The 25551-nt window shown below is 42.9% G+C and carries 23 protein-coding genes and 1 riboswitch; of the genes, 20 read left to right on the top strand and 3 right to left on the bottom strand.

The window, feature by feature from the left end:
- From phoU to DWZ93_RS10625, 8 genes are all read left to right on the top strand, one after another.
- Nucleotides 1-651 (top strand): phosphate signaling complex protein PhoU, encoded by a 651-nt coding sequence (phoU, locus tag DWZ93_RS10660; RefSeq protein WP_118452922.1) that lies wholly within the window; start codon nt 1-3, stop codon nt 649-651.
- A complete protein-coding gene (locus tag DWZ93_RS10655) occupies nt 648-1322 on the top strand; it encodes a winged helix-turn-helix domain-containing protein (RefSeq protein ID WP_118452921.1) in 675 nt (224 codons plus the stop codon). The genes phoU and DWZ93_RS10655 overlap by 4 nt, the downstream gene beginning before the upstream one ends.
- Nucleotides 1323-1355: 33 nt before the next feature.
- Nucleotides 1356-2669 (top strand): sensor histidine kinase, encoded by a 1314-nt coding sequence (locus tag DWZ93_RS10650; protein ID WP_118453002.1) that lies wholly within the window; start codon nt 1356-1358, stop codon nt 2667-2669.
- Between the two features lie 126 nt (nt 2670-2795).
- Nucleotides 2796-3659 carry a pyridoxamine kinase gene (locus tag DWZ93_RS10645; protein WP_118452920.1) on the top strand — a complete coding sequence of 288 codons (864 nt, stop codon included), beginning with the start codon at nt 2796-2798 and terminating at the stop codon, nt 3657-3659.
- A gap of 162 nt (nt 3660-3821) precedes the next feature.
- Complete coding sequence (glnA, locus tag DWZ93_RS10640; RefSeq protein ID WP_118452919.1) at nt 3822-5150, top strand: type I glutamate--ammonia ligase; 1329 nt, start codon at nt 3822-3824, stop codon at nt 5148-5150.
- A gap of 57 nt (nt 5151-5207) precedes the next feature.
- On the top strand, nt 5208-5756 hold the full coding sequence (locus DWZ93_RS10635) for an ANTAR domain-containing response regulator (protein WP_118452918.1): 549 nt from the start codon (nt 5208-5210) through the stop codon (nt 5754-5756).
- A 60-nt stretch (nt 5757-5816) separates the two neighbouring features.
- Nucleotides 5817-6653 carry a diaminopimelate epimerase gene (gene dapF / locus DWZ93_RS10630; protein WP_118452917.1) on the top strand — a complete coding sequence of 279 codons (837 nt, stop codon included), beginning with the start codon at nt 5817-5819 and terminating at the stop codon, nt 6651-6653.
- A gap of 27 nt (nt 6654-6680) precedes the next feature.
- On the top strand, nt 6681-7895 hold the full coding sequence (locus DWZ93_RS10625; protein WP_118452916.1) for an LL-diaminopimelate aminotransferase: 1215 nt from the start codon (nt 6681-6683) through the stop codon (nt 7893-7895).
- Nucleotides 7896-7957: 62 nt separating this feature from the next.
- Here DWZ93_RS10625 and DWZ93_RS10620 read toward each other — a convergent pair whose 3' ends face one another.
- Entirely contained in the window at nt 7958-8545 is a 588-nt protein-coding gene (locus DWZ93_RS10620; RefSeq protein ID WP_118452915.1) for a 50S ribosomal protein L25, read from the bottom strand.
- A gap of 494 nt (nt 8546-9039) precedes the next feature.
- Nucleotides 9040-9966 (bottom strand): cation diffusion facilitator family transporter, encoded by a 927-nt coding sequence (locus DWZ93_RS10615; protein ID WP_118452914.1) that lies wholly within the window; start codon nt 9964-9966, stop codon nt 9040-9042.
- Nucleotides 9967-10140: 174 nt separating this feature from the next.
- Between DWZ93_RS10615 and DWZ93_RS10610 the strand changes: the two genes are divergently transcribed.
- From DWZ93_RS10610 to DWZ93_RS10585, 6 genes are all read left to right on the top strand, one after another.
- The gene (locus DWZ93_RS10610) at nt 10141-10359 is read left to right on the top strand and encodes a cation transporter (RefSeq protein ID WP_118383427.1); all 219 of its coding nucleotides are present in this window, start codon (nt 10141-10143) and stop codon (nt 10357-10359) included.
- Between the two features lie 72 nt (nt 10360-10431).
- On the top strand, nt 10432-12300 hold the full coding sequence (locus tag DWZ93_RS10605; RefSeq protein ID WP_118452913.1) for a heavy metal translocating P-type ATPase: 1869 nt from the start codon (nt 10432-10434) through the stop codon (nt 12298-12300).
- 10 nt (nt 12301-12310) lie between these two features.
- Nucleotides 12311-12679: an ArsR/SmtB family transcription factor gene (locus DWZ93_RS10600; RefSeq protein ID WP_118383429.1), complete on the top strand. Its 369-nt coding sequence runs from the start codon at nt 12311-12313 to the stop codon at nt 12677-12679.
- A 110-nt stretch (nt 12680-12789) separates the two neighbouring features.
- Complete coding sequence (locus DWZ93_RS10595; protein WP_118452912.1) at nt 12790-13410, top strand: peptidase C39; 621 nt, start codon at nt 12790-12792, stop codon at nt 13408-13410.
- 209 nt (nt 13411-13619) lie between these two features.
- On the top strand, nt 13620-14576 hold the full coding sequence (locus DWZ93_RS10590; protein WP_158574310.1) for an ArsR/SmtB family transcription factor: 957 nt from the start codon (nt 13620-13622) through the stop codon (nt 14574-14576).
- An 18-nt stretch (nt 14577-14594) separates the two neighbouring features.
- Entirely contained in the window at nt 14595-15617 is a 1023-nt protein-coding gene (locus DWZ93_RS10585) for a hypothetical protein (protein WP_118452910.1), read from the top strand.
- Between the two features lie 314 nt (nt 15618-15931).
- Here the strand turns inward: DWZ93_RS10585 and DWZ93_RS10580 are convergent, their stop codons facing one another.
- Nucleotides 15932-17275, bottom strand: a complete 1344-nt coding sequence (locus tag DWZ93_RS10580; RefSeq protein ID WP_118452909.1) for an alanine/glycine:cation symporter family protein — start codon at nt 17273-17275, stop codon at nt 15932-15934.
- 209 nt (nt 17276-17484) lie between these two features.
- Nucleotides 17485-17580: riboswitch (glycine riboswitch) on the bottom strand.
- A 255-nt stretch (nt 17581-17835) separates the two neighbouring features.
- On the opposite strand from DWZ93_RS10580, the gene DWZ93_RS10575 reads away from it, so the two are divergent.
- The 6 genes from DWZ93_RS10575 to DWZ93_RS10550 all read left to right on the top strand — a co-directional run bounded on the left by DWZ93_RS10575 (nt 17836) and on the right by DWZ93_RS10550 (nt 25535).
- Nucleotides 17836-18594 (top strand): tRNA threonylcarbamoyladenosine dehydratase, encoded by a 759-nt coding sequence (locus tag DWZ93_RS10575; protein WP_118452908.1) that lies wholly within the window; start codon nt 17836-17838, stop codon nt 18592-18594.
- Nucleotides 18595-18637: 43 nt separating this feature from the next.
- Nucleotides 18638-19213 carry a xanthine phosphoribosyltransferase gene (locus tag DWZ93_RS10570; RefSeq protein ID WP_118453001.1) on the top strand — a complete coding sequence of 192 codons (576 nt, stop codon included), beginning with the start codon at nt 18638-18640 and terminating at the stop codon, nt 19211-19213.
- 137 nt (nt 19214-19350) lie between these two features.
- Nucleotides 19351-20160 carry a substrate-binding periplasmic protein gene (locus tag DWZ93_RS10565; protein ID WP_118452907.1) on the top strand — a complete coding sequence of 270 codons (810 nt, stop codon included), beginning with the start codon at nt 19351-19353 and terminating at the stop codon, nt 20158-20160.
- Complete coding sequence (locus DWZ93_RS10560) at nt 20160-22700, top strand: ATP-binding protein (protein ID WP_118452906.1); 2541 nt, start codon at nt 20160-20162, stop codon at nt 22698-22700. The genes DWZ93_RS10565 and DWZ93_RS10560 overlap by 1 nt, the downstream gene beginning before the upstream one ends.
- Before the next feature lie 45 nt (nt 22701-22745).
- Entirely contained in the window at nt 22746-24119 is a 1374-nt protein-coding gene (locus DWZ93_RS10555; protein ID WP_118452905.1) for a sodium-dependent transporter, read from the top strand.
- A gap of 75 nt (nt 24120-24194) precedes the next feature.
- Nucleotides 24195-25535 (top strand): MATE family efflux transporter, encoded by a 1341-nt coding sequence (locus DWZ93_RS10550; RefSeq protein ID WP_118452904.1) that lies wholly within the window; start codon nt 24195-24197, stop codon nt 25533-25535.
- Nucleotides 25536-25551 lie beyond the last annotated feature (16 nt).

Below are 25551 nucleotides of genomic sequence, written 5' to 3'. Positions count from 1 at the left end.
ATGCGGAACAGATTTGACAGACAGATGGAGTCATTGAACAGCCAGCTGACCCACATGGGTGAATTGTGTGAGGTCGCAATCAGCAGAGCAGCGATGGCACTGCGTAACGGAGACTCGAATCAGGCGATGAATGTGGTTGAGGCAGACCAGGAGATCGATCATATGGAGAAAGACATCGAACGTCTTTGCCTACGTTTATTATTACAGCAGCAGCCGGTAGCGAGAGATCTGAGACAGATCTCAGCGGCACTCAAAATGATCACGGATATGGAGAGAATTGGAGATCAGGCATCTGATATCGCAGAGATTATTATTTCTGCAGGAATGAATGAGACCAATGAGATTCCTGAGATTGACAAGATGGCATCGGCTGTTTCGAAGATGGTGCATGACAGCGTAGCATCTTATGTTCAGCGGGATCTGGAACTAGCACGTGAAGTTATTGAGCAGGATGATGCGGTAGATGAGTTGTTTGAGACAGTGAAGAAGAAGCTGATGCGCCTGATCAGTGCCGGGGACGAAGATGGAAGTACGGCAATTGACCTGATCATGGTATCCAAGTATCTGGAGCGAATCGGAGATCATGCGACCAACATTGCAGAATGGGTAGAATTTTCAATTACAGGAGTGCATAAGGAGAGTCATATATGATCTATTGTGTAGAGGACGACGCGAATATCAGAGAATTGGTAGCATACACCCTTCAGACGATGGGATTCGAAGCAAAAGAGATTGAGGATGGTAAAGCATTAAAGAAAGCTTTGGCAGTTGAACTGCCAGAGCTTATTTTGCTAGATATCATGCTGCCAGGTGAGGATGGATTGACGCTTTTAAAGCAGTTAAAGGCAGATACATTGACCCGGAATATTCCGGTGATCATGGTGACAGCTAAAGGAGCAGAATACGATAAAGTAATCGGTCTGGATCTGGGGGCCGATGACTATGTAAGTAAGCCTTTCGGTATGATGGAACTGATTTCCAGAGTAAAGGCGGTACTCAGACGTGTAGAGAGACAGAGGGATGAACGCCCACAGAAAGTTGTACATGGCGCAATTGAGATGGACGTGAAGAAGCATGAGATTCTGGTAAATGGAGAGCCGGTGCAGCTTACGTTAAAGGAATTTGAATTACTGCGGAGATTACTGGAGCATCCGAATATTGTACTTACCAGAAGTCAGCTGCTGGAAGAGATCTGGGGGTATGATTTTGATGGCGAGACACGTACCGTAGACGTACATATCCGTACATTGCGCCAGAAGCTTGGCACAGCAGGAGATATGATTGAGACGGTCCGGGGTGTAGGTTACCGGATCAGCGAATAAAGGAAGAGTTTTATGACACAGAAAATACAGCCCATGAGACAGAAGATGCAGCACAGTATGGTATTTGTTCTCACTGCGACACTGGTTATTGCATATATATTTTTAACAGGAATTATGTACCGTCAGACGGTTACCACGGTAGAAGAAGAGATTCACCGTGAGGCGGATTATATTAGCAAGGCAGTGCAGATTTCCGGTACGGAATATCTGAATCAAATGGATGAAGTGCGGGCCAATACGAGAATTACATGGATCAGTGCAGAGGGAACCGTACTGTATGATTCAACAGAAGATGAGCACACATTTGAGAATCATAAGAATCGTCCGGAGGTAAAGAAAGCATTTGCAAAAGGAGAGGGAGAGGATATCCGGAAGTCGGATACGATCGGAGAAGAGATGTGCTATTATGCGGAAAAGATGCCAGACGGCACCGTACTTCGTGTATCGAGGACGATGAATTCAGCTATGAAATCAGCGTTTCATATTCTTCCATTTATGATATTTCTGGCATTGATTATGATTGTAACAGCATGGCTTCTGTCTAAATGGCAGATAGAACGTCTGATTCGTCCAATTAATACACTGGATCTGGAGAATCCGCTGGAACAGGAAATGTATCCGGAACTTCAGCCACTTCTTGAGAGAATCGAACAGTCCAACAAGGAGAAAGAAGCAGTGGCAGCGATGCGTCGCGAATTTTCAGCGAATGTATCTCACGAACTTAAGACACCACTGACTTCTATATCCGGTTATGCAGAGATTATGAAAGATGGTCTGGTAAGACCGGAAGATATGCAGCATTTTTCAGAGAAGATTTATCAGGAAGCAAGCCGTCTGATTACGCTGGTAGAAGATATCATCAAGTTATCCAGACTGGATGAGGGACGTGTGGAACTGGAGAAAGAAGAGGTAGATCTGTACGAACTTTCCCGTGAGATCATCAGTCGTCTGGCACCGCAGGCGGCAAAGAATCGGGTGCGTCTGGAGCTGACAGGAGAAAGTGTAAAATATACAGGTATCCGTCAGATATTGGATGAGATGATCTATAATATTACTGAGAATGCGATCAAGTATAATAATCCCGGCGGTAAAGTAAGTGTCTGGGCGGGCAATACCTTACAAGGAAAAAAGGTCGTTGTCACAGATAATGGTATTGGCATTCCCGAGGATCAGATAGATCGGATTTTTGAAAGATTCTATCGGGTGGACAAGAGCCATTCCAAAGAACGAGGTGGTACGGGACTTGGACTTTCTATTGTAAAACACGGAGTGATTCTTCATCATGGCGAGGTACATGTAGAGAGTAAATTAGGTGAAGGAACCAGGATAGAGCTGGTGTTTCCGTAATATTTTTATAGCGAGTACGTTCTATAAGGTTAAAACATTGACACATAAGGATCGGCACTGTATAGTAACAGTGTCGATTTTTTACTATGTAAGAGCATAGTAATTAACTAATAAAGGAGCAAACAAATGGTTAAGAAGATAGCAGTAATACAGGATTTATCCGGATTTGGGAAATGCTCACTGACTGCAGCAATTCCGGTGATATCCGTAATGGGAGTGCAGCCGTGTCCCTTGCCAACAGCGGTATTGAGTGCACAGACCGGTTATCCGAGTTATTATCTGGATGATTATACTGATAAGATGGAATATATACGCAGCGAGTGGGAGAAGCTTGGTGCACATTTTGATGGCATCTATACCGGATTTGTGGCGAGCGAGGCTCAGATAGACCGGATTTTTGATTTCTTAGATACCTTTCGTAAGGAAGATACATTCCTACTGGTAGATCCGGTTATGGGTGATGATGGAGTGAAGTATGATATGTTTACGGATGGCTTGCTGGAGAAGATGAAAGAACTTGCCTGTCAGGCAGATGTGCTCACGCCAAATCTGACAGAACTCTGTCTGCTGACAGAAGCAGATTATGAGACAGTATGCAGCCTGCCGGGAGAATTAAAGATTGAGATTATTCATCAGATGGCAAACAGTCTGGTGGAAAAAGGAGTAAAAAATATCCTTGTAACGGGGATCCATCTAACCGAAAATGGTGAACAAAAGATTGGAAATCTGATCATTGCGGAAGAGCAATGCGAACTGACCGCATTTCCGTATATCGGAGGAAGCTATTCAGGAACCGGGGATATCTTTGCATCTATCATTGCCGGAGGCATGGTGCGTGGAGACAGCTTAAGAGATCTGTGCGTGCTGGCAGGAAGATTTGTTGAGGCAGCTATGCGTGATTCGGCGACAGATCAGGTGAAAGAGGTCTCCGGAACAGAATTTGAGAGGCATCTGGGAATGCTACTCCCGAAAAATATTACATCAGGTTAAGATTGACAGAAAGTCCACATATCTCTATAATAATATCATATAAAACAAGGGCGTTTTTCTTAGGTGAAGAATGCCCTTATTTGGTATTTGGAAATATTCTTAATATATCACGTTATAAAATCACGGCAACATGAGTAAAAATCAATATAGGAGGTATCCATTATGAATAATTATACGAGAGAAGATATCCTTCGTCTGGTAGAAGAAGAGGATGTGGAGTTTATCCGTCTCCAGTTTACGGATATTTTCGGAACTATGAAGAATGTGGCGGTTACTACCAGTCAGCTGGAAAAAGCATTGAATAATAAGTGCATGTTTGACGGCTCCTCTATTGAAGGATTTGCGCGAATTGAGCAGTCTGATATGTATCTGTACCCCGATCTGAATACATTTGAGATCTTTCCATGGAGACCGCAGCAGGGCAAGGTTGCGCGTATGATTTGCGATGTACATCGCCCGGATGGGACACCGTTTGACAGTGATCCGAGATATGTACTTAAGAAAGTGTTGGAAGATGCCAGGTCAGACGGTTATGAATTTAATGTAGGCCCGGAGTGCGAATTTTTTCTGTTTGAAACAGATGAGGACGGACAGCCGACAACCAGGACACATGAGAATGCCAGCTATTTTGATCTGGGACCTCTGGACTTTGGCGAAAATGCAAGACGTGACATGGTGCTGACTCTGGAAGATATGGGATTTGAGATTGAGGCATCTCACCATGAGGCTGCACCGGGACAGCACGAGATCGTGTTCCGTTATGACGAAGGACTTGCTACAGCAGATAATATCATGACATTTAAGCTGGTAGTTAAGACCATTGCCAAGAGGCATGGACTTCATGCAACATTTATGCCAAAGCCGAATCTGGGAGCCAATGGTTCCGGTATGCATCTGAATATGACTTTGAACCGAGACGGAGTGAATGTGTTTACCGATAACTTCGATGAGAAGGGACTCAGTAAAGAGGCATATTACTTCATCGGCGGTATCATGAAGCATATGAAAGCGATTACATTTATTACCAATCCAACGGTAAATTCTTATAAGAGACTGATTCCGGGTTATGAGGCACCGGTATATATCGCATGGTCTGAGACCAACCGTACACCGCTGATCCGGATCCCGGCAGGTGGCGAGGAGAGCAGAATTGAACTCAGAAGTCCGGATCCGTCAGCGAATCCATATCTGGCACTGGCTGTATGTCTGGCAGCAGGACTGGACGGCATCCGCAATGAGATTATGCCGCCGGAGAGTGTGGATACTAACATTTACAAACTGACACAGAAGGAACGTGAGCGGATGGGAATTGACTCATTGCCGGGAAGTCTCTTGGAAGCGGCCAGAGAATTTGAGAAGGATACATTTATCAAAGACGTGCTTGGAAAAGAGTTGGCTGAAAAATACATTGCGGCGAAGAAAGAAGAGTACAGACAATACCGCGCTCAGATTACAGAATGGGAAATTCAGAAATATCTCCGTGTGATCTAAGCTGCCCTTATCAGATAATAATGAGGACAGCAGAGTAGATCGACAGGGGGTGTAAGTGTGGCAGATGTTATTGTTGTATTTCCAAATAAAGATAATGCAATCAATATTCGTAATATTCTGACCCGTGGCGGCTGTGAAGTCATCGGAGTATGTACTACGGGCGCTCAGGTACTGCACTATACGGAACTTCTGGATGAGGGAATTGTGGTATGCGGCTATAAACTGGCAGATATGCTGTATACCGAATTACGGGAATACCTTCCGAAAGAATTTGAGATGCTTCTGGTAGCGTCGCCGGAGAAATGGCAGGGAGATAATATGGAAGGTGTAGTAGGACTTAATATGCCGATCAAGGTATATGACCTTCTTAACACGATGAATATGATGCTTCAGGCGATGGATCGCAGACGCAGGAAACGAAAGCAAGAGCGATCACAGAGAGATTCGAAGCAGCAGAAACTGATCAAAGATGCGAAGGAACTTTTGATGGCCCGTAACAATATGACTGAAGAGGAAGCACACAGATATCTGCAGAAGTGCAGTATGGACAGTGGTAATAATATCGTAGAGACGGCTGAGATGGTACTTAGCATCATGTCAGAATAAGTATAGCAGCAAGAATGTCGAGGCATTTTTGAAAATTATTATAGAAGGAATGTGCTGCGGATGTATTTTACGAAGATGCATGGACTTGGTAATGATTACATCTATGTAAATGGAATCACAGAGCACATCAGAGAACCGGAAAGGCTTGCGGTAAGGCTTAGTGACAGGCATTTTGGCGTTGGGGCAGATGGGCTGATCCTTATTCTGCCATCAAAAAGAGCAGATTTTCGAATGGACATTTATAATGCAGATGGATCCAGAGCTGAAATGTGCGGCAATGGAATCCGCTGCCTTGCAAAGTATGTCTATGACAGAGGACTGACGAAGAAGAAAGAACTTATCATTGAGACAGATGCAGGTATGCGGAGACTGTGGCTGGAGACGGATGAAGAAGATAAAATTTCTCGGGTAACCGTAGATATGGGATATCCCATTTTCCAGGCAGATAAGATTCCTATTATATCGGAACACACCAGAGTGGTACAGGAGCCAATCTTAATCCGTCATATGGAATATCGGATGACTGGTGTATCCATGGGAAATCCACATGCAGTAGTCTGGGTAAACCGCGTAAAACGACTGGATCTTGCACAGATTGGTCCGGAGTTTGAATATCATGGACGTTTTCCGAGACGGGTAAATGTGGAATTCGCTCAGGTGGTGGACAGAGAGCACATTATTGTGCGGGTATGGGAGCGTGGAGCCGGGGAAACCCTTGCCTGCGGTACGGGAGCCTGTGCAGTAGCAGCGGCAGGTGTATTAAATGACTTGACAGAACGTCATGTTACGGTAAAATTAAAAGGTGGAGAATTATCCGTCTTATGGGATGAAGCTGATGGAAAGATGTATATGACAGGACCGGCAGTCACTGTATATGACGGAATAGTCACTGTATAAAAGAAATAAAAAGAGGAGATACACAAGATGTTTAAAGTGAACGAAGATTATCTGAAGTTACCGGGAAGCTATCTGTTTTCTACAATCGGTAAAAAAGTAGCTGCATATTCTGCGGCGAATCCTGATAAATCCATCATCCGTCTTGGAATCGGAGATGTGACACAGCCGTTAGCACCGGCGATCATTGATGCACTGCACGGAGCAGTAGACGAGATGGCTCATGCAGAGACATTTCACGGATATGCACCGGATCTGGGATATGAATTCTTAAGAACAGCAATGGCTAAGAATGATTATCAGGACAGAGGCTGCGATATTAAGGCTGATGAGATTTTTATTTCGGATGGCGCAAAGGGAGATTCTGGTAATATCCAGGAGATTTTTGCCAAAGATAATAAGATTGCTGTATGTGATCCTGTATATCCGGTATATGTGGATACCAATGTTATGGCAGGACGTACCGGTACTTATGATCCAAAGACAGAGACATGGAGTGATGTAATCTACATGCCATGTACAAAAGAGACGAACTTCGCACCGGAACTTCCGAAGGAGACACCGGATATTATTTACCTGTGCTTCCCGAACAACCCGACCGGCTCTACGATCACAAAAGATCAGCTTCAGGAGTGGGTAGACTATGCGAATAAAGTAGGCGCAGTCATTATTTACGATGCGGCTTATGAAGCATATATTTCAGAGGACAATGTGCCACACACAATCTATGAGTGTGAGGGAGCAAGAACCTGTGCGATCGAGCTTCGAAGCTTTTCTAAGAATGCAGGATTTACCGGCGTACGTCTGGGGGCAACGGTTATTCCGAAGGATATCAAGCAGGGTGATGTTATGCTGCACTCTCTGTGGGCAAGACGTCACGGAACCAAATATAATGGAGCTCCGTATATCGTGCAGAAAGCCGGAGAGGCAGTATACTCAGAGGCTGGCAAGGTTCAGTTAAAAGAGCAGGTAGCTTATTACATGAACAATGCGAAGGTTATCTACGAAGGACTGAAGAGTGCGGGATACAATGTATCCGGTGGTGTGAATGCACCATATATCTGGCTGCAGACACCAGATAAGATGACTTCATGGGAATTCTTTGATTACTTATTGGAGAATGCCAATGTAGTAGGAACTCCGGGATCCGGATTTGGACCGAGCGGAGAAGGATATTTCCGTCTGACAGCATTCGGTTCATATGAGAATACTGTAGCAGCGATCGAAAGAATCAAAGCATTATAAAGCATTATAATTAAGAAAAGGATTCCACAACTGGAATCCTTTTTTTGATCGCAAATATGAAATTATGCTTCTGTGCTTTCTTCAGCTTCCTCGTCAGCTTCAGGAGCATTGTGTACTTCCTGGATAGTTACAACAGTAGCTTCCGGATCTGTCAGAATGTCAATGTCTTTGTTCTGGTAGATTGGCAAATCTTTTACTTTGATAGATTCACCGACCTTTAACTCACCGACATTAATCTCAATCTTATCAACCAATGCAGCAGGAAGTGCGCGTAACTGAATTTCTTCAAGGAACTGCTCCAGTACTCCATATACTACCTTCTCATGGTCGACCAGTTCGATCTCTGCAACGGAATGAACTTTCTCGTCACTTACAAGTGCCTGGAAGTCAATCTCATCTACCTGACCTTTTAACGGGTTATATTCTACATCTTTGATCAGTACCTGATAAGACTCACCGTCGATATCTAACATGATCTGGCTACCTTTGTGGCTTGTCTTCAGTAACTTCTCAATTGCGGATTTCTCGATTTTGACTGGAATGGATTCTGCAAGCTTCTTGCCAAATACATTACCGGTAACGAAACCTTCTCTTCTTAATTTCTTTGCTTTGATGTCCATGCTTCTCTTTTCAGCTTTTAAAGTATTCATTTATCTTTTCCTCCAAAAATCTGATCTGCTTAGCATCCTTCAACTTTGCTGTTCAAAGAGGTGTGTTAAGTAGGTTTTCTTTGTTACAAGCACATTATAGCACCGAAGGAAAAGTATGATTAACCAAGAAATGAAAAAAATAATATACAAAAATATGCATAATGCACAAAAAGCGATGGCCGAAGACAAGAAAAAACACGACATGAAAATGTCGTGCTTTTTCCTTTTGGTATGTCATTGAGAGGTTTTTGTTGCTCTGCAGTGCTATATACAAAGCTTGGGGAATGCTTCTCCTGAAGGAGAAAAGTATATATGAATTGGAGTTTGCCCGGAGATCATTCTTGGGGAAAATGATACTTCGGCGTTTCTGCAATAGCAACCTTTTTTATTATACAAAACAAAAAGGCAGTTCCCCTGTTGGAAAACCGCCTTTGGTTTGTATACATATAATATAACACTCAGATAAAAAGCTGTCAACAGATTTTCACCGGATTTTATTCAATATCTTCAATTCCGGTGAATTCTATATCTGGCAGAAGTTCAAAGTAGAAATCGGAATATTTGGAAGCCAGTGCCTTAATACATTGATCCTGTAATTGTTTAAATTTGGACAGAGATACGATGTCCTTTTCAAAACTGATGTAGACACTGATCCAGAGTTTTCTTCCGGTGCGGACGATATCGTAATACAGGTTTTTGTGTCCGTATACGCCGATGATCGGTTCGATGGTTTCTTTGATATCATCGATGGTCTCTTCTTCCGGTGGAATCAGCATCAGATCACGGATACCTGTGATTACAGTGTGGATCGGTGTTGGTATCATAACCAGTGAAAGTACAATGGTGATTAACTGATCAAGATACGGCACGATATGTTGGAACCAGTCGAATGGGATCAGCATTGGTAGTAGGAAAGCAACGGTCATACCGAGTGAGATAAAGCTGTCAATCCGCCAGCCTTGCATTTCCATATTGATAAGCGGTGATTCCATTTGTTTGTTTTTATAATAGAGATAAACGGTTACGATAATACCTAAGATGCAGGCAAATAATTCAAATCCGGCAACGGTGTGGAAGGATACAATATGACCGCCGTGTAGCATTAGGTTGATGTTGTTAAAAATCAGACCAAAGGTAACAGCTGTCATGGTGATCCCCTTAACAACAACGAAGATGGTCTCAATCTGCATATATCCAAATGGGTGCTCCTCATTAGAGGGCTTGTATAGTAATGGAATCAGAAAAATGGAAGGGAGCAGCATACAGAATTCTACGCTATCATAGACAGCGTCCAGAAGTACAGCCTGAGAGCCAGTGACCAGTGCCATCACAAGTTCAATGACGACAAAGACCAGATTGCCATACAGTGATACAGACATGGCGGACTTTTCTCTTTTTTGCATTTTCTTACCTACGTGCATAAATTGCCTCCTTCGGATGTTTATTTCATCATACCATATCGTTTACAGGGATTCCAGATAAGATGCGAAAAGCTATTGACAGAAATGATAGTAGTGCTATAATAAAAACAAACATATGAACAAGTGCTCATATATTCAAACAAATAATTCAATACCAGAAAGGAAGTATTTATTATGAAAAAGACTTACAAAATCGATGTCGACTGTGCAAACTGTGCAAATAAGATGGAGCAGGCAGCAAAGGAGACTGCAGGCGTTAAGGATGCAACTGTTAACTTCATGATGCTGAAGATGATCGTGGAATTCGAAGAGGGACAGGAGCCTAAGAAGGTTATGAAAGAAGTCCTGAAGAACTGTAAGAAGGTAGAAGACGACTGCGAGATCTTCTTGTAAGATACAGCTAGATGGTAACAGATATCTGCAGAGAATAAAGCGGAAAATGAATTAGAAAGGACAGGAGCAGATATGACAAAGAAACAGAAAAAGGTATTGATCCGTATTATCGTTGCGGCAGTACTGATCATTGCATTCAGTTTTCTCCCATTAGAGGGATATATCAGATTTATCTGTTATATGGTGCCGTATCTGGTAATCGGATACGACGTACTGCGCAAAGCAATCAAGGGTATTCTGAACAGACAGGTATTTGACGAGAATTTCCTGATGGCGGTAGCTACTGTAGGTGCGATTGCTCTGGGTGATTATAAGGAAGGCGTATCTGTAATGCTGTTCTATCAGATCGGCGAGCTGTTCCAGAGTTATGCAGTAGGCAAGAGCAGGCGGAATATCAGTGAGCTGATGGATATCCGACCGGATTATGCGAATGTTGAAAAAGACGGAGAACTGGAACAGGTGGATCCGGATGAGGTAGAAGTTGGCACGGTGATCGTTGTACAGCCGGGTGAGAAAGTGCCGATTGATGGTGTGATCATAGAAGGCAGCAGCACACTGAATACCAGTGCACTGACTGGCGAAAGTCTTCCGAGAGAAGCGAAAGCCGGTGATGAGGTTATCAGTGGATGTATCAATATGACAGGTCTGCTGAAGATTCAGACGACCCGTGAGTTTGGGGAGTCTACCGTATCCAAGATTCTGGAACTGGTGGAGAATTCAAGTTCCAGAAAGTCGAGATCCGAGAATTTTATTTCGAAATTTGCAAGATATTATACACCGGCAGTCTGCTACGGTGCATTGGCACTGGCAATCCTGCCACCAATCGTGCGTATGCTTGCATTGGGACTTGCGCCGGAATGGGGTGACTGGATCTACCGGGCACTGACATTTTTGGTTATCAGTTGTCCTTGTGCACTGGTTATCAGTATTCCGCTCAGCTTCTTTGCCGGAATTGGAGGAGCAAGTCATGAAGGTGTATTGGTCAAAGGCTCCAATTATCTTGAGACCATGGCGCAGACCAAATATGTAGTATTTGATAAGACCGGTACGATGACACAGGGCGTATTTGAGGTCAGCGGAGTACATCACAATACAATTCCGGAAGAGCAGCTTCTGGAGTACGCAGCATTGGCAGAGTGTTCGTCCTCACATCCGATCAGTAAGAGTCTGCAGAAAGCATATGGCAAGCCAATCGATCGTAATCGTGTAACGGATATCGAAGAGATCAGCGGACATGGCGTGAAAGCTAAAGTTGATGGCGTAGAAGTGGCGGTCGGTAATGCGAAGCTGATGAAGAAGATGGATCTCTCATACAGCGAATGTCATGAAGTAGGTACAATTGTACATGTGGCAGTGGATGGAACTTATGCCGGACACATTCTGATATCAGATCAGTTGAAGCCTCATGCAAAACAGGCAATCCAGGATCTGAAGCGCGCGGGTATCACGAAGACAGTTATGCTGACCGGAGATATGAAGCGGGTGGCAGATCAGGTGGCAGCAGAGCTTGGCATTGATGAAGTACACAGCGAACTACTTCCGGCAGATAAGGTTGCGAAGGTAGAAGAACTGCTGGCTAAGAAAGGCGAGAAAGAGAAACTTGCATTTGTCGGTGATGGGATCAATGATGCACCGGTGCTTTCCAGAGCAGATATCGGAATTGCCATGGGAGCCCTTGGATCTGATGCAGCCATTGAAGCGGCCGATGTGGTGCTGATGGATGATGATCCACAGAAGATTGCAAAGGCGATTAAGATATCCAGAAAATGCTTACGCATTGTATATGAGAACATTTATTTTGCACTTGGTATTAAAGCAATCTGCCTGATCCTCGGAGCACTTGGTATAGCGAATATGTGGATGGCGATTTTCGCAGACGTGGGAGTTATGGTGATTGCAGTTCTTAATGCGATCCGTGCACTTTTTGTAAAGAACCTCTAGGAGTGATAAGATGGAAAAAAAAGCAAATGATGTGGAGATCTGTGAATCTTGCGAGGTACATGAGAATCTCCTGAAAATAGTAAATGAGACCATTCCGGCTGAGACGGAGCTGTATGATCTGGCGGAATTATTCAAGATCTTCGGAGACTCCACAAGAATCCGAATTCTGTATGTGCTCTTTGAAGCAGAGGTATGTGTCTGCGATCTGGCAGAGGCATTGAATATGACACAGTCAGCTATTTCCCACCAGCTCAGGATACTGAAGCAGAACAAGCTGGTCAAGAGCAGACGGGAAGGTAAGTCTGTATTCTATTCACTGGCAGATGATCATGTGCGTACGATCATCGATCAGGGACGGGAACACATCGAAGAAGATTAAGAGATAAAAGATATTAGATATTAGCAGGGGCAGTCTGGGAGGACTGCTCCTGTTGACGTATCAGGGGAGCAGATGGTACACTAGAGAGCATAGATGCAGGGAGGCAAAATATGAAGAACCCATTACACTATCAGATATCAGAATGTGATTGCGGACCGACATCGATGTTGAATGCGATCAGCTATCTTTTTGACCGGGAGGATATTCCACCGGAGATTATACGTAATGTGATGTTATATTGTCTGGACTGCTACAGTGCAGAAGGTGTGCCGGGACAGAGCGGCACTTCGCGTATGGCTATGATGTTTTTGTCAAATTGGCTCAATGAATTTGGCAAGATCGGCAGGCTGTCAGTAAACAGTGCATATCTGTCCGGAGAAGATGTATACCTTGGCGATAGCAGTCGGATCAATGATGTCTTACGCAGAGGTGGAGCTGTCGTAGTAAGACTTTTCCTAGATGAATGGCATTATGTGACATTGACGGGAATTCAGGATGACAAGATTAAAATGTTTGATCCGTATTACTGGACAGAACCATATGAAGAGAAAGATATCGAGATACATATGGATCATCCGATGGAGTATAACCGCATTGTGCCGGAGCGATATTTTAATCAGGATGAAGAAAAATTATATGCACTGGGGTCGGTGGCAGGAAGAGAAGCAGTGTTATTGTCCAATAGAGAGACACTTCTGACGCCGGAGAAGACGATAGAATATTTTATATAAAATCAGAAAGTAAAAGTGTTTTAGAGAGACAGGCAGTTGATTTTGAATCAACTGCCTGTTGTAATGTTATGGGAAAATAAGAGAGGCAGAAAAATCGAATCTCGTTATAAAATATTGACAAATGTAGTATCAATCTCTATAATTCCAACAACTAAGATGAAATGGGAATTGATTAACTTGTTGGTTAATCGAAAGAGGAGGAGATGGATATGGTTCTGGATATGTTCTATGAGGAGAATACCAAGGTAGTAGTATCGTATCTGCCGGTTTGGGAGTTCTTCTTTTCTATGCATGTATTGGCAAATCCTGAACATCATGTGTCACGAAAGAAATGGGTTTATGCAAAGGAAGTAGCCTTTCCTGATGTAATTAATGAGATTCGTGAATTGAAGGAAATAACCAATTCATGGATTCTGGTTATTGATTCAGAGAAATGGAAAGAAATACGCCAAATGGAAATTGTGGAAATGCTTGCTTATTTTCAGGGTAAAAATATTTATCAGTGGAATCAATGGATTAAAGATTCTACTGGAAGTGAAATGAGTAAAAATGATCGAGACCGAGTGTTATGTGTAATGAAACAATATTACGATCTGGTGTTTCGAAAGGAAGAAATTATCCTACGTACATATCTGATGCGGGTACTTCAGGACGAAAAAGAGAAGTGTAAAAAGGATGGAATGTGGAAGTGGATTGGAACGATTCATTCCAGATTACAAGTTGGGTCGGAAGAAGTTGTCTATATGAAGAATCGTGAGTTTCGGTATAAGAAAAGTGAGATACAGACTATATGGATGACCGTCAGTACTTTTGTGTATCCACATTTATGGCTTTATAAGCATGGAGATGAGTTGGAAGTTGTAAAGGGGATTATTGTGGAACAGGCGAAAGGCGATATTCCGGAAGAATTCGTACAGCTATTTAAAGCGCTTGGAGATAAGAACAGACTTCGAATCATCAAATTACTTATGAAAGATGTGGCTACGACACAAGAACTGGCTAGCAGGCTGCAGATTAGTGAAGCAGCTGTTTCAAAACATTTAAAGATTTTAAATGAGGTTAATCTGGTACGGAAAACAAAGAATGGGTTTTATATGGAATATAGATTTGATGAAGAAATGATTCGTTATATACCGTATCGATTTTATGAGGTTATGATGATGTGAGAAAGGAGATTGGAAGTGATGCAAGTATATTATAAGTTTATGAATGTGCATTGGATGGTTGCCGGGAATCAAGATGTGATAGATGCTATGGATAGATTATTGGCGGATTATTTTGTTCGTGAGAGTGAAAATGAAGAGATAGATTTCCGTGTGTTTCTGGAAAATAAATCATATGATGAACTTCGGGAAATACTGGAATTTGGTCAAAGGATAGTTATCCATAACAGTAAGAAAAGTGCAGTGCATGAAGCGGGAACTGAATACAGAAATGGATTGACGACCAGTATATATAATCATGCCACAAAAAGTGTGTATAGATTGAATTATTTATCTAAGGAAATTCACATTTATAATTCGGATAAAGGAGTACTTCATAAAGATGGAATACGAGTAGTACGCGATATAGTAAAAGTGTTGGCAGAAGAGAAGAGTCGTGCTGTAATGCTGCATGCGGCCGCATTATATAAAAAGGAATACGGAGGCATTATATTAGTCGGAGGTAAAGGATGTGGAAAAACGAGTGTGTCTCTGGAACTTTTATATAAATATGGTTTCTCAGAAGTATCAAGGGATCGTATTATGCTGAAAAAAGAGAACTCGAAATACATGATATATGGTTGGCCTAACTATTATAATCTGACGATTCGAACAATGAATAAATATGATAATACCAGACAGTTAATACCTAAAGAATATCTGAGTTTATCAATTGATGAAATGGAGAATGTTAACAGGAAAATGCAGTTTACGGCAAAAGAAATGCGGATAGATCATAAAGCGGCAACTGCGGAGTTGAAACATGTGTTTTATTTGAATAATAATGCAAAAGGAATATGTCTGAGTAAACAGGAACTATTGGCCATTAGCTGTTATACACCGTATGATCTGAATTATCCAGACTGGCATCATTGGGGAGACAGCAGTAGAAAAGAAGCGATTACATTTGCTGAAAATTTGCAACAGGAGATAGATTCTACGGTCATTGATTGGAATTCACCAGAAGAGGCAGCGGAAGATATAAAAAGATTATTTTTGAAGTAGAGAGAATAATATCAGGCTGGACTGACAAAGCAGTTCAGCCTGATATTGATATTACAGTTCTACGATTTTAGCCCGATGATAAGCTGTACGTATTCGTCTTCGTCATTGACAAGTTGAGAATGGCTTCGCCCTGATGCAATGTATAGTCAATACCGTCCACGCGGATATCTAAATCTCCGCATTCTACACGGGTAAGCTACAGTTCTTTATGCCAGTGCGGATTGCAGTCATAGGCGTACCTCCGTTCTTTGTATATAGCTAGTGTAGCATAAATTCAGGCCTTTTGCACATATCGTGCAGTTTATTACGATAAATTAGAGCGCTTTGTGCTCTTTTGAAATAGACGTTACAACTTTCATACAAGCTAACAGTGCGATCAGGTTCGGCAGAACCATCAGACCGTTGAACATATCTGCCATATTCCATACCAGATCTACTTTTAATGTAGAACCAATGATAACGAAGATTACTACGATTACGGCATATACCTTTACTGCTTTGTTACCAAAGAGGTGGCGTACATTGACTTCTCCGAAGTAATACCAGCCGATGATAGTGGTAAACGCGAAGAACAGCATACAGATGGCGATGAAGATATTTCCAAAATCACCGAATCCTACGTTAAATGCACTCTGCGCCAGTTCAGCTCCGGTCTGTCCATTTCCCAGAACTCCGGTAGACAGGATAACCAGTGCTGTCATAGTCAGGATGATAAATGTATCAATGAACACACCCATCATAGCAATGATACCCTGCTCGCATGGGTTGGATACCTTAGCCGTTGCATGCGCATGAGGTGTAGAACCCATACCTGCTTCGTTGGAGAACAGACCTCTTGCAACACCGAAACGCATAGCTTTCTGTACGGTCACACCAAGCATACCGCCGGCGATTGACTGTGGTGAAAATGCACCTACAAAGATATCTTTCAATGCAGTACCTACACCTGGAAGATGTGTTACCAGAATGATCAGGCTTCCAAGTACGTACAGGAGAGCCATGATTGGCACGATCTTTTCTGTGAAGCTTGCGATACGGTTGATACCTCCGATGAAAATGATAGCTGCAACAATTGCCACGAAGATACCAACAGCGATAGTCGGTACGTGGAATGCATTGTTAAATGCAACTCCGATAGAGTTGGACTGTACCATGTTACCCATGAATCCCAGTGCAAGGATGATGGCTACAGAGAAGAAACCGGCAAGGAACTTACCGAATCCGCCTTTAAATATGTATTTGATGTAATATACAGGACCGCCGATTACAGTACCGTTTTCTACTTTGCGGGTGTGCTGAGCCATAATTGCTTCAGCGTAAATCGTAGCCATACCGAAAAACGCGCTGACCCACATCCAGAAAATGGAACCGGGTCCACCGGATGCAATAGCGGTAGCAGCTCCGGCAATATTACCGGTACCGACCTGCGCAGCAATGGCAGTAGTCAGTGCCTGAAAAGAACTGAGACCTTCTTCGCTTTTTCCACCGTGTAGCGAGAAATTACCGAACAGTGAACGCATACCTTCGCCAAACTTACGTACCTGAATGAACTTCAGGCGGAAGGTAAAAATGATACCTGCGCCAAGGAGCAGCACCAACAGTGCGTAGTCCCAGAGAAATGTGTTGACCAGATCAACGATTTTTGCAATGAATTCCATGTTTTTTTCCTCGATTCCTCTCAAAATTATTAAGCCATAGAAGATATGGGAAAAGCTCTGACTGAAAAATGGATAGATTGGGATAGATGAAAAAGATTCAAATAGATGTCTCCCCGGGATTTCAATTTGTGAAACAAAAAAATCCCGGGGAGAATCCACGAGATCTTGGTATATCAAAATAATAAAAAACAACAAGGTTGTTTTAATATACTAGTCACACTGTCCTTTTGCCTGAGAGATTCGCGGGAACTATGTCCTGCTTTCACCTTCGGCACCCACTTAAGGGATTCTCCAGAGGGCCATCCAATTACAGTCTCGTCTCTAAATGAAGACACCTGAGAGTATTATTCCTTCGGCGGGCATAATGCCTGCTTTCCTGCAATCTTCGATTGGCTCGATATTCAATTATCGTGGTCTATTATAAACATGTATACAATCCTTGTCAACCCCACAAAAAATATTTCTGGTGGTTTCTGGAGTATTGACAAATGTAAGGAAAGAATACATAATATAGGTTATTAGTAGATTATTTAGAGACGATTTACAGGAGTTTAATATAGATGCTTACACAGTTTTCGAGAACAGAATTATTGCTGGGAAAAGAGGCGATGCAGCGGCTTGAAGGAGCCAGGGTTGCAGTCTTTGGTATTGGCGGTGTGGGTGGTTATGTATGTGAGGCGCTGGCAAGAAGTGGTGTGGGCGCGCTGGATCTGGTTGATGATGATAAAGTGTGTTTGACGAATCTGAACCGCCAGATCATAGCTACGAGAAAGACCATTGGCAGGTATAAGACGGAAGTTATGAAGGAACGTATTCTGGATATTAATCCTAAGGCGAAGGTTGAGATTCATAATTGCTTTTTTCTTCCGGAGAATGCAGATGATTTTCCATTTGAGGAGTATGATTATATCGTAGATGCGGTAGATACTGTGACAGCGAAGATTTCCCTTGTGATGAAAGCAAAGGAGTGCAATGTGCCGATCATCAGCAGTATGGGAGCTGGGAATAAGCTGGATGCAAGTCAGTTCAAAGTGGCAGATATTTATAAGACTAAGGTATGTCCCTTAGCGAAGGTTATGCGGAGGGAGCTTAAGAAGCGCGGAGTGAAGAAGCTGAAGGTAGTATACTCAGAAGAACAGCCTACGAGACCGAAGGAAGATATGTCGATTGGCTGCCGTACGAACTGCATTTGTCCACCGGGAGCCAAGCATAAGTGTACGGAACGGAGAGATATTCCGGGAAGTGTAGCATTTGTGCCGGCAGTTGCAGGATTGATCATAGCAGGAGAAGTGGTCAAAGATCTGGGACAGATTGGATAAGTTAATTTTTAAAATTAAAGTAAATATGTATGAGGTGAAAGAGTTGAAGGTACTGGAAGAGAAGATTCTGGCGGAAGGCCGGGCATTGAATGAAAACGTATTAAAAGTAGACAGTTTTATCAATCATAAGGTAGATCCTAAACTGATGCATGAGATTGGCAAGGAGTTTGCAGAGCATTTCAAGGATCAGGGGATTACCAAGATCGTGACGATTGAGAGTTCCGGTATTGCACCGGCACTTATGACAGCATATGAGATGAATGTGCCGATGGTTATTCTGAAGAAGCAGCCATCGAAGGTGTTGAATGATGATCTGTATCAGACGCTGGTAAGCTCATTTACCAAAGGAACCAGTTATGAATTGACTCTTTCCAGCCATCAGATCAGTGAAGCGGATCATGTCCTGATCATTGATGATTTCCTTGCCAATGGTGAGGCTGCAACAGGTGCACTGAGACTGCTGAGAAAAGCACATGCCACGACAGCAGGCGTGGGTGCACTGATTGAGAAGTCTTTCCAGCCAGGACGTGAGAAGCTGGAAGCACAGGGTGTGCATGTATACTCTCTGGCACGTATTTCCAGACTTGGCAAAGGCATTATCGAATTTGTACAGGAATAGAAAAATGGTAGTCATAAAACTTGACGTATTTTGTTATATATGACAAAATATTGATAGACAATATTTTCGAATAATGAGGAAGCAATTTGAACAATATTTGTTGAATTGTTTCCTTTTGTATTATGAGGGAGTAACAGATGAAGAGGACAAGATTCAGTGCATTTATATGTTTTCTGGTATTTTGTATTGTTACGGTATTATGCGGATGCCAGAAGGAGGAGAAGGAATCGGATAAAAAACTACCGCAGATTCGAGTGGGCGGAGTGGTGTATGAACCATATTTTTATAAGGACATTGACGGAGAATTTACCGGGATTGATGTGGAACTGGCGAAGGAAGCATTTCACCGGATGGGATATGAACCGGTTTTTGTTGATGTAGATATTGCAAAGATAGATTATGCACTTCCGGAAGATATCGTTGATTGTCTGTGGAGCTGTTATACGATGGAAGAGCGGGAAGATAAATATCTGTGGGCCGGACCATATCTGTATACGAGAAGAGTATTGGCGGTGAAGACCGACAGTGATATTAAGACAATTGAAGATCTGGAAGGGAAGACGATTGCAGTACAGGCTAATTCTATGACAGAAAAAATATTTCTTGAGAATATGAATCCTGAGATCCCTACAGAGTATAAGTTACATACTTATCGTACAGTCGCAGATGCTTTTACCGCTTTGCGGAAAGGCTATGTGGATGCAGTTGGTGGACATGAGGCGACTTTGGGTCAGTATACAGCGGAATATCCGGAGGCTTATCAATATTTGAATATCAGCCTGTACAGATCCAAGCTTGGTGTTGCGTTTGCAAAGGATAAAGACGAGCAATTGGTACAGAAACTGACGCAGACTTTGAATGAGATGAGAGAGGATGGAACAATTACGGAGATATTGACAGGATATCATCTGGATGTGGAGTCTAATTTGTACAAAGAGGAGGAGTAATGCGCAGATTGCTGAGTAATGAATCAAAAAACAGAAGAAAACTTCAGCTGCTGAGTGCGATAATGATCATAACTGGTTATCTGATCCTATATGCGGTGTTTCAGATTACATCTAATTCAGAAAAGCGCAATATCAGTCAGGAAGCGGATGAAGTGATGGAGTTCCTGCAGTCAAGCTGCCAGAAATATGATGATTACCAGCTTGGCAATCAGGTTGAAAATCTGCAGAATTTACAGCTGAAAGCGGAGAATCTATGCCGTTATCTGAACGATATTGTATTAAGCAGTAATGATCAGCTTGCACAGTTCGAGGAGGATCAGTCTCTGACAGGAATATGGATATTGGATGCCGATCTGAATACAGAGTATTATGCTGACCGTGATCAGATGGAAAGAAGTAATTTGCTGGAACAGATTCTGTCCGAAGATAATGCTGCTAATGTACAGCAATATCCGCAGAAAAGTTATGCGGAGCGGATTGTGCTGGATGATAGCAGTTATGACTATGTGATCATTGCGAGAGAAGACAGAGACGGCGTAATTATTTGCTATGAAGATGTGACAGCAGATGATGAAGACATGAGTGAATTTTCATTAAATTCACTGCTTTCCGGGGACAGTTTCCGTAATAATGCGATCATTGTGATCACAGATGGCAAACAGGTTCTGTGTTCCAATGCGAAAGAGCAGGTTGGTCGGATGATGGAGAAATGTCCGGCTGTGGATATAGAGGATGGAGAAGCAAGTGATTCAGATCATGGAATGTTTCAGATGACCAGCAACGGAGATAACTGGTACGGTAAACACGATATATACAGGGAGTATTATCTGTATGTGTTTTATAAAGATTCGGATGTGTTTTCCGACAGACAGCTGGTTGTGGTCATGACACTGGCGCTGTATATTTTTGGATGCCTGAGTCTCACTATTTTGGCACAATATATCAGGAGAACCAAAATGAAGAGAAAGGAAAAAGAATATCATCTGATCAATGTGATCGCCAGTATTTACAGTGCTAATCTGGCATTATATCCAGAGGAAAATATCTGGAAACCGATTGTGATGTCAAAGCGTCTTGAAAAGGTGATCAGTCATATTACGCAGGCAGACCGGATGCTGGACACATTCAACAGAGAACGGGTGGCTCCGGCATATCAGGAAGCTTTTGGAGAATTTCTGAAGCTTAAGGATCTGGAAGAACGCCTGGGTGATCGCAGATTTATAGGATATACGTTTGAAGATGTAGAGGGGCTCTGGTATCAGGCACTTCTGATTCCACAGAAGTTTGAGCAGGATGATCATAAACAGATCGTTATGCTGGTTATCCGTGATGTATCAGAACAGAAGAGAAAAGAGATGACGTATCAGGAAGATCTGCGTGTGACAGCCGAAGAAGCAGAACGGGCCAATGCGGTTAAGACAGATTTTCTGAAACGGATGAGCCATGATATGCGTACTCCGATTAACGGAATCAGAGGGCTGGCAAATGTCGGTAAGAATCATATCCATGATGTGGATAAAATAGAAGAATGTCTGGATGAGATCATGCGGAGTTCGGACATGCTGGTGGATCTGGTGAACAACGTTTTGAATATGAGTAAGCTGGAATCTGGTGGTATCCAGCTTACAGAAGAAGCCTTTGATCTGCAGGAGATGTTAGATGATGTGAAGCGTTTTGTAAATGTGCAGGCAGAGCGGAAGCAGATCAGTCTTCAGATTAATTCTGCCGAAGTAGAACATTATCATTTGATTGGAAGTCCGTTACATATTCGTCAGATTTTCCAGAATATTATAGAAAATGCAGTGAAGTTCAACATGGACAGTGGAAGCGTTAATGTAGTATGCAGAGAATTTGTAAGTGATGAGAATACAGTAGAGCTGGAAATGGTATGTGCAGATACCGGTATCGGTATGAGTGAAGAATTTCAGAAGCACGTCTTTGAGGCTTTTACTCAGGAGGATACAAGTGCCAGAACAACTTATTCGGGCATAGGATTGGGACTTGCCATTACAAAGAAGCTGGTAAATTGCATGAATGGTGAGGTCAGCTTTGAAAGTGAACGGGGGATTGGAACAGTATTTACTGTAAAGCTTCCGGTACAGATCGACCGGGCATATTATCAGTTGTCAGAGAAAAAAGATCCATTACAGGTGATGAAAGGACTTCAGATTCTGTTGGTAGAAGACAATGAACTTAATATGGAAATTACAGAATATATGCTGACAGAACAGGGAGCTGTTGTGACTGAAGCATGGAATGGAAAAGAAGCCGCAGATATCTATGAAAGCTGTGAGTCAGGCACATTTGATGTGATCCTGATGGATATTATGATGCCGGTTATGAATGGGTTGGAAGCTGCAAGATGCATCCGGGCATCAGAAAAAGAAGATGCGCAAAGCATACCGATCATTGCTCTTTCGGCGAATGCATTTGATGATGATATTGCACAAAGCCTGGCGGCGGGTATGAATATGCATCTGGCAAAACCTCTGGAATTTCAGAAAGTTATTGAGGCAATAGCTGCTCTTGTGGTACAATAATTGCTAAAGTATCAAAAAGCGTAAAATGAATTGAGAGGAGAGACTATGGAAAAGCATGGTGAAAAGAGAAGTACGTTTTCCGGTAAGCTGGGATTCGTACTGTCGGCAGCGGGAGCTTCCGTAGGATTAGGAAATATCTGGAGATTTCCATATCTGGCAGCAAAGTATGGCGGAGGAATTTTTCTGTTGGTGTATATTATACTGGCATTGACATTTGGATATACGATGATCGTGGCAGAGACAACGATTGGTCGTATGACAAAGAAGAGTCCGGTAGGAGCGTATCAGTCGTTCGGTAAGGCGGGGTGGATGAAGTTCGGAGGCTGGATCAATGCTGTTATTCCGATTTTGATCGTACCGTATTATTCGGTGATCGGAGGATGGGTTATTAAGTATCTGGCAGGCTATGTGATGGGACAGGGTACAGATCTCGCATCTGACGGATATTTTTCAGCATTTATATCAGATGGAGTATCTACAGAGATTTGCTTTATTCTGTTTTCATTATTTACGGTAGCAATTATTTATGCCGGTGTTCGTAACGGTGTGGAGCGTGTATCCAGGTTTATGATGCCGATACTGGTGGTATTATCTGTAATTATTGCTGTTTATTCGGTAACAAGACCGGGAGCTATGGCCGGTGTAAAGTATTTCCTGGTTCCGAACATGGATAATTTTTCGTGGATGACGGTGGTTGCTGCAATGGGACAGATGTTTTATTCGCTGTCCATTGCAATGGGTATTCTGGTAACATTTGGTTCTTATATGAAGAGAGACGTAGCGATTGAGGATTCTACAAGAAATGTAGAGATTTTTGACACGGCGATTGCGATTATGGCGGGACTTATGATCATTCCGGCGGTATTTGCATTTTCAGGCGGAGATGCAGCAAGCCTGCAGGCAGGACCGTCACTGATGTTTATTACGATTCCGAAAGTATTTGAAAGCATGGGACTTGGAAGACTTGTTGGTATTATGTTCTTTCTGCTGGTACTCTGTGCAGCAGTGACCAGTTCTATTGCATTGACAGAGAGTGCGGTATCTACATTCCAGGATGAACTGAAATGGGGACGTAAGAAAGCAACCGTAGTTGTCGGCGTTATCATGATTACACTGGGAAGTCTGTCAGCTCTTGGTTATGGACCGTTAGCAGGGGTGAAGATTATTGGAATGCAGTTCCTGGATTTCTTTGACTTCCTGACTAATTCTGTTATGATGCCGATCGCAGCATTTACAACCTGTCTGCTGGTATCTAAAGTAATTGGAGTAAAGAAGATTGAGGAAGAAGTTCTCCACGGAGAAGGAACTTTCCGTAGAAAGAAGATCTTCAATTTTATGATCAAATATCTCTGCCCGATTTTTGCAGCCATTATTCTGCTTAGTTCGGTGGCTAATGCATTTGGGTGGATTTCCATGTAATGATTGATATTGAATGTGTGAACCCTCGTTAGTAATCTACTGGCGTGGGTTCTTTTGAAGAGGTGCTATAGAAGAATGAAACAACAACACATGTTCACGAATCGTATGATTCGGAGCCTTCTGATTCCGGTTGTATTGGAACAGTTACTTAATTCCATCATGGGTACAGCAGATACGATGATGGTAAGTAATGTTGGCTCAGCAGCAATCTCAGCAGTTTCGTTGGTGGATTCGATCAATATTTTAGTAATTCAGGCATTTTCAGCACTTGCAGCGGGCGGTGCGATCGTCTGCGCACAGTACATAGGACAGCGAAATCAAGAACGTGCCAATGAATCAGCGAGACAGGTATTATTTATCATTACCCTGATTTCAATTGTTGTCAGTGCAATCTGTCTGGGGTTTAAGAAGCCGTTACTCCGGTTGATATTCGGGTCGGTGGAAGCTGATGTCATGAGGGCATCGGAGATTTATTTCTTTTATACGGCACTGTCATTTCCATTTATAGCGTTGTATGATGCGGCGGCATCTATTTTCCGGGCGCAGGATAATACGAAGGGACCGATGACGATATCTATGATTTCTAATATCATGAATATTGTGGGCAATGCAATCATGATCTGGGGATTTCATATGGGAGTAGCAGGAGCAGCAATTGCGACGTTGATTTCCCGTATTTTCTGTGCACTAGTTGTATTGATCCAGCTCAGAAGAGAACGACAACCGATTGTTGTGCGTGATTATCTGAAGATCCGTCCAGACTGGCCGATGATTGGAAGAATACTTGGAATCGGGATTCCGTCAGGTGTTGAGAACAGTATGTTCCAGCTGGGAAAACTTGCAATACAGTCTACGGTATCTACGCTTGGAACGGTTGCTATTGCAGCACAGGCAATGACGAACATTCTGGAGAATCTGAACGGAATCGCAGGTATCGGTGTCGGGGTAGGTCTGATGACGATAGTTGGACAGTGTATGGGGGCAAATCGCAAAGACGAAGCAGTCTATTATATTAAAAAGCTCTCTGTCATCGCAGAAGTTACGATTATCGTAAGCTGTCTGCTGGTATTTATACTGACAAGACCGGTTACGATGCTTGGAGGCATGGAGAAGACCAGTGCAGATATGTGCCGGCATATGGTTATGTGGATTACCATAGTGAAACCAATTATGTGGGTTTTGGCATTCGTTCCGGCATATGGCCTGCGAGCAGCTGGAGATGTGAAATTTTCGATGATAAGTTCCTGCGCAGTTATGTGGCTATGCAGATTCTGCCTGTCTGTATTGCTGATCCGCGGATTGGGATTCGGCCCGATGGGTGTCTGGATTGGAATGTTTGCTGACTGGACAGTGCGTGCAGTGCTCTTTACATGGAGATTCCACAGCAGAAAATGGTTGGAACATAAGGTGATATAAAGGTACGAGGAGGAAC

Source organism: Dorea sp. AF36-15AT, from assembly GCF_003477705.1.
GTDB lineage: Bacteria > Bacillota > Clostridia > Lachnospirales > Lachnospiraceae > Claveliimonas > Claveliimonas ammoniilytica.
The sequence above is the reverse complement of the archived record's forward strand: the minus strand, read 5'-3'. Positions and strand labels throughout refer to the sequence as shown.